Annotated in this window: 6 protein-coding genes and 1 pseudogene; 3 read left to right on the top strand and 4 right to left on the bottom strand. The window is 65.9% G+C overall.

Going from position 1 to position 8,662, the window contains the following annotated elements; translation table 11 throughout:
* The 3 genes and pseudogenes from K5Q19_RS08710 to K5Q19_RS08700 all read left to right on the top strand — a co-directional run.
* Positions 1–183 (top strand): annotated as a pseudogene (locus tag K5Q19_RS08710) (50S ribosomal protein L9); the annotation flags it as partial.
* Between the two features lie 130 nt (positions 184–313).
* Entirely contained in the window at positions 314–2,473 is a 2,160-nt protein-coding gene (locus K5Q19_RS08705; protein ID WP_292943536.1) for a penicillin acylase family protein, read from the top strand.
* 44 nt (positions 2,474–2,517) lie between these two features.
* Positions 2,518–3,954, top strand: a complete 1,437-nt coding sequence (locus tag K5Q19_RS08700) for an AMP nucleosidase (RefSeq protein WP_292943533.1) — start codon at positions 2,518–2,520, stop codon at positions 3,952–3,954.
* Between the two features lie 72 nt (positions 3,955–4,026).
* Here K5Q19_RS08700 and K5Q19_RS08695 read toward each other — a convergent pair whose 3' ends face one another.
* The 4 genes from K5Q19_RS08695 to K5Q19_RS08680 all read right to left on the bottom strand — a co-directional run.
* Positions 4,027–5,847: a M2 family metallopeptidase gene (locus K5Q19_RS08695; protein ID WP_292943530.1), complete on the bottom strand. Its 1,821-nt coding sequence runs from the start codon at positions 5,845–5,847 to the stop codon at positions 4,027–4,029.
* Between the two features lie 81 nt (positions 5,848–5,928).
* Positions 5,929–6,621 carry an alpha/beta fold hydrolase gene (locus K5Q19_RS08690; protein WP_292943539.1) on the bottom strand — a complete coding sequence of 231 codons (693 nt, stop codon included), beginning with the start codon at positions 6,619–6,621 and terminating at the stop codon, positions 5,929–5,931.
* Between the two features lie 47 nt (positions 6,622–6,668).
* The gene (locus K5Q19_RS08685; protein ID WP_292943527.1) at positions 6,669–7,451 is read right to left on the bottom strand and encodes a sulfite exporter TauE/SafE family protein; all 783 of its coding nucleotides are present in this window, start codon (positions 7,449–7,451) and stop codon (positions 6,669–6,671) included.
* A gap of 197 nt (positions 7,452–7,648) precedes the next feature.
* Positions 7,649–8,662: aspartate-semialdehyde dehydrogenase (locus K5Q19_RS08680; protein ID WP_292943524.1), on the bottom strand; the 1,014-nt coding region annotated here is incomplete at its 5' end.

Raw genomic sequence — 8,662 nt, 5'->3', positions numbered from 1 at the left:
GTCAAGGTCAACGTCGCCCGTTCGCCCGACGAAGCCGCGCTGCAGTCGCAGGGCGTCGACGTCATCGACGCGATGTTTGATACCGAAGTCGGCGGCTTCACCGAAGCCTACGACCCCAACGCCGAACCGGGTGAAATCCCGGCTGACCTGCTCGAGGACCGCGCCGCAGACGCGGACGCCTGAGGCGAGGTCCGAGGTAGGGCCTGAGAGCAACCGAAAAGGGGCGCTTCCGCAAGGGAGCGCCCCTTTTTCATTGCGGCGGGTTCCCAATCCTTGCCAAGCTCATCCTGATAACATCTTGCCGGGAGTTGGTATGAAGCTTGGACACACCGTCGCGCTCGCAGCGCTTGTGGCAGGCGTCGTTCCCGCCTCTTCTGCCGCAAGATCGCCCGCAACGATCGGCGAAGCGAAGATCGAACGGGACGAATGGGGCATCGCGCACATCTCCGGCAAGACCGACGCCGATGCCATCTACGGCATGATCTATGCGCAGGCGGAGGATGACTTCCCCCGAATCGAGCGAAACTACCTCGTCAGCCTGGGCCGTCTGGCCGAAGCCGAAGGGCCGGGCGCGGTGTGGCAGGACCTGCGCCAGCGGCTCTGGATCGATCCCGAAGTGCTGAAGGCAGACTATGCGAAGAGCCCCGCGTGGCTGCGCAAGCTGATGGATGCCTGGGCCGCGGGCCTCAATGCCTACCTCGCCGATCATCCGGAGGTTAAACCGAAAGTCCTGACGCATTTCGAACCGTGGATGGCGCTGAGCTTCACCGAAGGCAGCATCGGCGGCGATATCGAACGCGTGCCGCTCTCGCAGCTCGAGGCGTTCTACGGTGCCCGCAAGGTGGCGATGACCGACGAAGAGCTCGGCCGCCGCCTCAAGGAACCTGCGGGCTCCAACGGCATCGCCATCGCCCCCTCGCGCACCGCGGGCGGCCATGCGTTGCTGCTGATCAATCCGCACACCAGCTTCTATTTCCGCGCCGAGCAGCAGGTGACCAGCGGCGAGGGCCTCAACGCCTATGGCGCCGCGACCTGGGGGCAGTTCTTCATCTACCAGGGCTTCAACCAGAACGCCGGATGGATGCACACCACCACCGGGGCCGACCGCGTAGACGAGTTCGCCGAAACTGTGGTGCAGCTGGGCGGCAGCGCACCGGCCTACAAGGTGGGCGAGGCGGTAAAGCCGTTCACCACGCATTCCGTCACGCTCAAGGTTCGCCAGCCGGACGGCTCGCTCGCGCAGCGCAGCTTCACCACCTATGCCAGCGAGCATGGCCCCGTGGTGCGCGAGGAAGGCGGCAAGTGGATTGCCTATGGCCTGATGAACCGGCCGATCGCGGCGCTGGAACAGAGCTTCCTGCGCACCAAGACCAGCGACCTTGCGAGCTTCCTCAAAGTGGCCGGCCTGCAGGCCAATTCCAGCAACAACACCTTGTTCGCCGATGCCAAGGGCGAGATCGCCTATCTGCACCCACAGTTCATGCCGATCCGCGACAACAGCCTTGATTGGCGCAAGCCCGTCGATGGCAGCAATCCGGCGGCACGGTGGCAGGGCCTCCACCCCATTGCCAGCCTGCCCAACGTGCTCAATCCGGCCAATGGCTGGGTCTTCAACGTCAACAATGCGCCGTGGACCGCAGCAGGAGCGGACAGCCCGAAAGAAGCCGCCTACCCGCACTACATGGACGAAGTGGGCCAGAACGCGCGCGAGGCTCATGCCCGCGCGGTGTTGACGGGCCGCACCGACTTCACGCTCGAGAAGCTGATGGCCGCTGCCTACGACCCCGCCCTCCCCGCTTTCGACCGGCTGCTCCCGCCGCTCTTCGCCGCTGCCGCTGCAGCGCCGGACGCAAGGCGCGACGGGCCGATCGCGCTCCTGAAAGGGTGGGACCGCAAGTGGGCGCTGAACTCCACCGCCACCACTCTTGCGGTCGGATATGCCGAGGCGCTGTGGGCGCGGGTGGCCAAGATCGACGACAGCGACGAGGAAAGCCTGTGGGAGCGGATGAATCACCGCATTACCGATGCGCAGCGGCTGGCCGCGCTGGATGATGCGGTGAACTGGCTCGTCAGCGATTTCGGTTCGTGGCAGGTGCAGTGGGGCGCGATCAACCGCTACCAGAGGAATGACGGCGCGATCGCGCAAGTGTTCGACGATGCGAAGCCCAGCACGCCGATCCCGTTCGCCAGCGGCAACTGGGGTAGCCTCGCCTCGTTCGGCGCAGCGCGCTATCCGGGCACGAAGCGAATGTACGGCACCAGCGGCAACAGCTTCGTCGCGGTGGTCGAATTCGGCCCCAAGGTGCGCGCCCGCGCGGTCAGCATCGGCGGCACCAGCGCCGATCCCGCCTCGCCCCACTTCGGCGATCAGGTGGACCGCTATGCCAACGGCACCTTGCGCGAGGTGTGGTTCTACCCCGAGGACCTGAAGGCCCACGTCGTCTCGACCAAGGTGCTCAGACGAATGCGCTGATCGCCTGACTTTCAAAGGTCACGCCGCGTCGTTACACCTAGGGCATGGACCATATCGCCTCCGTGCTCGACGAGCTTTCGCGCATCTACAACGCTTCGGTTGCGCGGCTGCGCGACGATGTCATCGCCTTTGCCGCCAAGGGCACGCTGCCGCCCGACGAGCGGCGACATGATGGCAGCTATTGCTACCCGGAACTGCGCATCCATTTCGGGGGCGAGCCGAGCATCGAGCCGACCGGGCACTCGTTCGGGCGGCTCAGCCAGAAGGGCACCTACAGCTGCACAGTGACGCGGCCGACGCTGTTTGGCGACTATCTGGCCGAGCAGCTGGCGATCATCCTGCAGGGCTTCGATGTGACGGTGGAAGCCGCCGTCTCGCGGCAGGAAATCCCCTTCGCCTATGTGCTTGACGGCAGCCTTGGCGCGCAGATGGGGAGCATCGGGCCGCAGGAACTGGCGCGGCACTTCCCCAACGCCGAGCTTTCGCACATCGGCGACGAGATCGCGGACGGTGAATACAACGTCGGCGACGGGCCGCTGCCGCTCTCGCTGTTCGACGGCCTGCGCACCGATTTCAGCCTTGCCCGCCTTGTCCACTACACCGGGACCCCGGCCGAGGACTTCCAGCGCTATATCCTCTTCACCAACTACCACCGCTACGTCGACGAGTTCGTCGATTGGGCGGGCAAGCAGCTCGGCACCGGCGAATACACCGCGCTTTCGGGCGCCGGCGGGCTCCACCTGACCGAGCGGACCGAGAATGCCCGCGCCCGCATGTCGGACACGGCGTGGCGGCGGCACCAGATGCCCGCCTATCACCTGGTGGCACCGGACGGCAACGGGATCACGCTCGTCAACATCGGCGTTGGCCCCTCCAACGCCAAGACGATCTGCGACCACCTCGCGGTCCTCCGGCCCGAGGCGTGGCTGATGATCGGCCATTGCGGCGGCCTGCGCCCCACGCAGAAGATCGGCGATTATGTGCTGGCCCACGCCTACTTGCGCGACGATCACGTGCTCGATCCGGTGCTGCCGCCGGAAATCCCGATCCCGGCCATTGCCGAAGTGCAGGTCGCGCTGGCGCGGGCAGCGGAGATCGTCAGCGGCGCAGGGGGATCGGACCTCAAGCGGCGGATGCGCACCGGCACCGTCGTCACGACCGACGACCGCAACTGGGAACTGCGCTATTCGCACTCGGCGCGCCGCCTGAGCCTGAGCCGCGCGGTCGGCATCGACATGGAATCTGCAACCATCGCGGCACAGGGTTACCGCTTTCGCGTGCCATATGGGACGCTGCTGTGCGTTTCAGACAAGCCGCTGCATGGCGAACTGAAGCTGCCGGGGCAGGCGAATCGCTTCTATGAGGAGGCGATTTCGAGCCACCTTGCCATCGGCACGACCGCCTGCGCGCTGCTGCGGGCGGAAGGCGCGCGCCTGCACAGCCGCAAGCTTCGCGCATTCAACGAGCCGCCGTTCCGGTGAGGGGGCCGCGGCGTGGGCAGCGCGCCGCCGTACCGGTCCTGAAAGAAGGTGCGCTGCCCGCGTGTCAGCCCATCACCAGCCGCAGCTCTGGCCCTTGTTCTGCGCTTCGAGCCATTTCTGCAGCGGGGCGAAGTAGCGGATCATCGACTTGCCGCTCATTTCGCGGCTGCCGGTGAAGGCTTCGAGGGCATCGGGCCAGGGCTTGCTGGCGCCCATGGCAAGCATGGCATTGAGCTTCGCGCCGACCGCCTTGTTGCCATAGAAGCTGCAGCGGTGGAGCGGGCCCTGCCAGCCGGCTTCCTTGCACGCCGCTTCGTAGAACTGGAACTGCAGCACGCGGGCGAGGAAGTAGCGCGTGTAGGGCACGACGGCGGGGATGTGGAACTTCGCGCCGGGATCGAAAGCATCGGCGCCGCGCTCCGCCGGCGGGACGAGGCCCTGATACTTGAGGCGCATCTGGTTCCATGCGGCCTCATAACCCTCCGGTTTGATCGAACCGTCGAACACGCCCCAGCGCCAGCGGTCGACCAGCAGGGTCCACGGCATCGCCGCGACCTTGTCGAGCGCCTGACGCAGAAGGAGGCCGGTGTCCTTGTCCGCCGAGGGCACCTTGTCGCGATCCAGGAGGCCGATCTGGACGAGATATTCGGGCGTGATCGAGAGCGCCATGGTATCGCCGATGGCCTCATGGAAGCCGTCGTTGGCGCCTTCCATGTAATAGCGCGAGGGCTGCTGGTTGTAGGCACGCTGGTAGTAGTTGTGGCCGAGTTCGTGGTGGATCACCCCGAAATCGTCGCCGTTGACCTTGATGCACATCTTGATCCGCAGGTCGTCCTTGTTGTCGATATCCCACGCCGAGGCATGGCAGACGACTTCGCGGTCGCGCGGCTTGATGAACTGCGAGCGGGCCCAGAAGGTTTCAGCCAGCGGCGCAAAGCCGAGGGAGGAATAGAAGCCCTCGCCCGCCTTGACCATCTTGAGCGGATCATAGCCCTTGGCGACCAGCAGATCGGTGAGGTCGTAACCGAGATCACCTGCGCCCTTCGGGGCGACCACATCGTAGATATTGCTCCATGACTGACCCCACATGTTCCCGAGGAGGTCGGCGCGGAGCGGGCCGGTCTTCTTCTGCACGCCATCGCCGTACTTCTCGTTGAGCTTGGCGCGGGTGTAGCAGTGGAGCTGGACGTAGAGCGGGCGCACCTCGTTCCAGATCTTTTCGGTGAGCGCGGCGAAGGCGGCCGGGTCCATGTCGTAGTTCGAACGCCAGAGCGCGCCGGTATCGGCAAAGCCGAGCTCCTGCGCACCGGCATTCGAAAGCGCGACCATCCTCGCATAGTCATCCTTCATCGGCTTGCCGACGCTGTCGTGCCACGAGAGCCACATTTCCTTGAGCTGATCGGGATTGCGATTGGTGCCCATCGCTTCCTCGATATCGCTGCCGTTGATGGACTGGCCGTTCAGCGTGCCGTGGCCCTTGCCATAGAGGCCCTGAATGCGCGCCTGGCGGGTGCCGAAATCCTCTGCCGCGCCGGGGGTGGTGGGCACCGGGCTGGTGATCTGGGTGCGCATCATGACGAGCTTGCGCTGGTCTTCGGCGGTGAGGCCGGGGACCTTGGCCATGCGCGCGGCTTCGGCGGCGGTCTTGACCATGAGCGTGTTGTATTCGGCGTTGGAGGCGGCGAACAGCGCCTCGGTATCGTCGGTGATGTTGGTTTCGTAGACCCATTGGGTGCGGCCGGTGCGCACGGTCTGATCGAAATAGGCGCGATCGGCGGCCTTGATCCACGCCTGCGCGGCTGCGGCATCGGGCGCGGGCGCGGCCTGCTGGGCAAACGCGGGCGCTGCGGCGAGCGAGGCCGCGAGCGCGGCGAAAGACACAAGACTTTTCATGGGACTGGCTCTCCGGTCAGTGGACGTGGACCGCATCCGAGGCAGTCCTTGCCGCTACCGATAAGCCCCCGCCTGCCCGCGTCAAGCGGTCAGAAATGAAACCAGTTCCGCGCCCATCGCAGGTTCGGTGACACTCGACATATGGGTGCCGGGGATCACCGCGAGGCGTGCATCGGGCAGGACTTCGGCGAGGCGGTCGGCGCTGCCATTGTCGTTGTCCTGATCGCCGCAAAGGACGAGCGTGGGCATGGTGATCGCGGCGAGCGCGGCGGGATCGGTATCGTCCATCGTGCCGAGCAGCAGGCGCGCGGCGGCGGGATCGGTGCCCATCGTCTTGAGGAACTGCTGCGCCGGATAGCCGCGCTCGCCCGGGCGGATCGTGCCGAACTTGTCCAGCACTTCGCCGAAGAAGGCCTGCCGCCGGAGCCAGCCCGCCAGGCCTTCGAGCCCCATGCCGCCGAGCACGAGGCGGCGCGGCCGCGCACCGGCGATGACGGCGCGGGCCGAGGTGCGCGAGCCGAGCGAGAAGCCGACGAGGTCGTAATCCGTCAGGCCGTAGTGGCGGATCATCGCTTCGAGATCGCGGACGAGGACATCGGGCGGGTAGGCCGCCGGATCGTGCGGCGCGGCGCTGGCCCCATGGGCGCGCAGATCGGGCATCAGGCATTCGAACCCGGCAGCGGCGAGCTGCGCGGCGGTGCCGAACTTGACCCAGTTGACATGGGCCGAAGAAAACAGGCCGTGGAGCAGGATGACGGGGCGGCCCTCACCCATGCGGTGGAGGGCAAGCGGGGCGCCATCGAAGCCGGGATAGGTCTCGCTCACTGGCTGAGCAGCCTGATGCCGGAGACCATGAGGACGGCGGCGAGCGCGGGGCGCAGCACATGATCGGGCGAGCGGGTCGAGAGCATGCTTCCCACTACCGCACCGGGCAGCGAGCCGACAAGCAGGCTTGCGAGGAGGCCAAAATCGACATCGCCGATAATCCAGTGGCCGAAGCCTGCGACGAGGGTGAGCGGGACCGCATGCGCGATATCGGTGCCGACGATCCTGGCGACGCGCAGGGCGGGATAGAGCATCAGGAGGACGGTGACGCCGATGGCACCCGCGCCGACCGAAGTCATCGTGACCGCGACGCCGAGCAGTGCGCCGAGCAGCACCGTGGGAATGCGGACCTGCCGGTCGTCCAGCCGCTCGTGCTGCTTGGCCATGACCGCCAGCTGCTTCTGGAACAGCGTGGCGATGGACGTGACGATGAGCATCGCGCCAAGGCAGAGCAGGACGATGTGGCTGGAGTTTTTGCTCATCTTGCCGAAATCGGAGATCAGGATGAGCGTGATGACCGCTGCGGGGACGCTGCCCAAGGCGAGGCGGCGCATGATGTGCCAGTCCACCGTCTCGCGCTTCCCGTGCACCGCGGAACCGACGACTTTGGTGACGGAAGCGAAGAGGAGATCGGTCCCGACCGCCGTGCCCGGCGCGACGCCGAACAGCAGCACGAGGATCGGCGTCATCAGCGAACCGCCGCCAACGCCTGTCAAACCTACGAGGAAGCCCACGAGCAGGCCGGCAAAGCCGTGCAGCAGATCGAAATGGGCCAACATGGCAATCCCCCGGCAGGTCCCGTGGTCGGGTCCCTTTCGTGGCGTCGGGGTTTAAGGCCGCAAAGGAGCGGCGGCAATGGAAGAAAGTCTATCGCAGAGGTTGGAAATGCTTTGCGCCGGAATGGGGGAACCTTGCCGAGACGCGGGTTACCCCTCCCCAACCCCTCCCCGAGCGGGGAGGGGCTTTTCAGGAAGGATCAGCCCTTCTTGAGGTGGCGGCGGCCGAGGAGTTCGGCGATCTGCACCGCATTCAGCGCGGCGCCCTTGCGCAGGTTGTCCGAGACGCACCACAGCGACAGGCCGCTGTCCACGGTCGGGTCCTCGCGCACGCGGGAAACGAAGGTCGCGAAATCGCCGACGCATTCGATAGGGGTCACGTATCCGGCGTCCTCGCGCTTGTCGATCAGCATCACGCCGGGCGCCTCGCGCAGGATGTCCTGGGCTTGCTTGGCGGAGATTTCCTCCTCGAACTCGATGTTGATCGCCTCGGAATGGCCGACAAACACCGGCACGCGCACGCAAGTGGCGGTCAGCTTGATCTTCGGATCGAGGATCTTCTTGGTCTCGGCGACCATCTTCCACTCTTCCTTGGTCGAGCCATCATCAAGGAAGCTGTCGATGTGCGGGATCACGTTGAAGGCGATCTGCTTGGTGAACTTGCGCGGCTCGACCGGATCGCCGACGAAGATCGCTCGGCTCTGCTCGAACAGCTCGTCCATGCCTTCCTTGCCCGCGCCCGAGACCGACTGGTAGGTCGCAACGACGACGCGCTTGATCTTCGCGACATCATGGAGCGGCTTCAAGGCCACGACCATCTGCGCGGTCGAGCAGTTGGGATTGGCGATGATATTGCGCGCCTTGTAGCCGTCGATGGCGTCCGGGTTCACCTCGGGCACGATCAGCGGCACATCGGGGTCCATGCGGTAGAGCGACGAGTTGTCGATCACCACGCAGCCCGCAGCGGCCGCGCGCGGGGCGTGGACCTTGGTCGCAGCCGAGCCGATGGCGAACAGCGCAATGTCCCAGCCGGCGAAATCGAAGTTCTCGATGTTCTGCACCTTGATCATCTTGCCGGTCTCGCCGAACTCGATCTCGGTGCCCTGCGAGCGCGAGGAGGCCAGCGCCGCGATCTCGTCGATCGGGAACTCGCGCTCGGCGAGGATATTGAGCATCTCGCGCCCGACATTGCCGGTCGCGCCTGCGACCACTAC

Origin of the sequence: Novosphingobium sp. (assembly GCF_019748365.1) — a bacterium.
GTDB lineage: Bacteria > Pseudomonadota > Alphaproteobacteria > Sphingomonadales > Sphingomonadaceae > Novosphingobium.
Note: the sequence above shows the minus strand (reverse complement) of the source record. Positions and strands in the feature narration are given on the sequence as shown.

Excerpts from the sequence above, each read along its gene's own strand:
- K5Q19_RS08700 (WP_292943533.1), top strand. The coding sequence starts at position 2,518 with ATGGACCATATCGCCTCCGTGCTCGACGAGCTTTCGCGCATCTACAAC.
- K5Q19_RS08705 (WP_292943536.1), top strand. The coding sequence starts at position 314 with ATGAAGCTTGGACACACCGTCGCGCTCGCAGCGCTTGTGGCAGGCGTC.
- K5Q19_RS08695 (WP_292943530.1), bottom strand. The coding sequence starts at position 5,847 with ATGAAAAGTCTTGTGTCTTTCGCCGCGCTCGCGGCCTCGCTCGCCGCA.
- K5Q19_RS08685 (WP_292943527.1), bottom strand. The coding sequence starts at position 7,451 with ATGTTGGCCCATTTCGATCTGCTGCACGGCTTTGCCGGCCTGCTCGTG.
- K5Q19_RS08690 (WP_292943539.1), bottom strand. The coding sequence starts at position 6,621 with ATGGGTGAGGGCCGCCCCGTCATCCTGCTCCACGGCCTGTTTTCTTCG.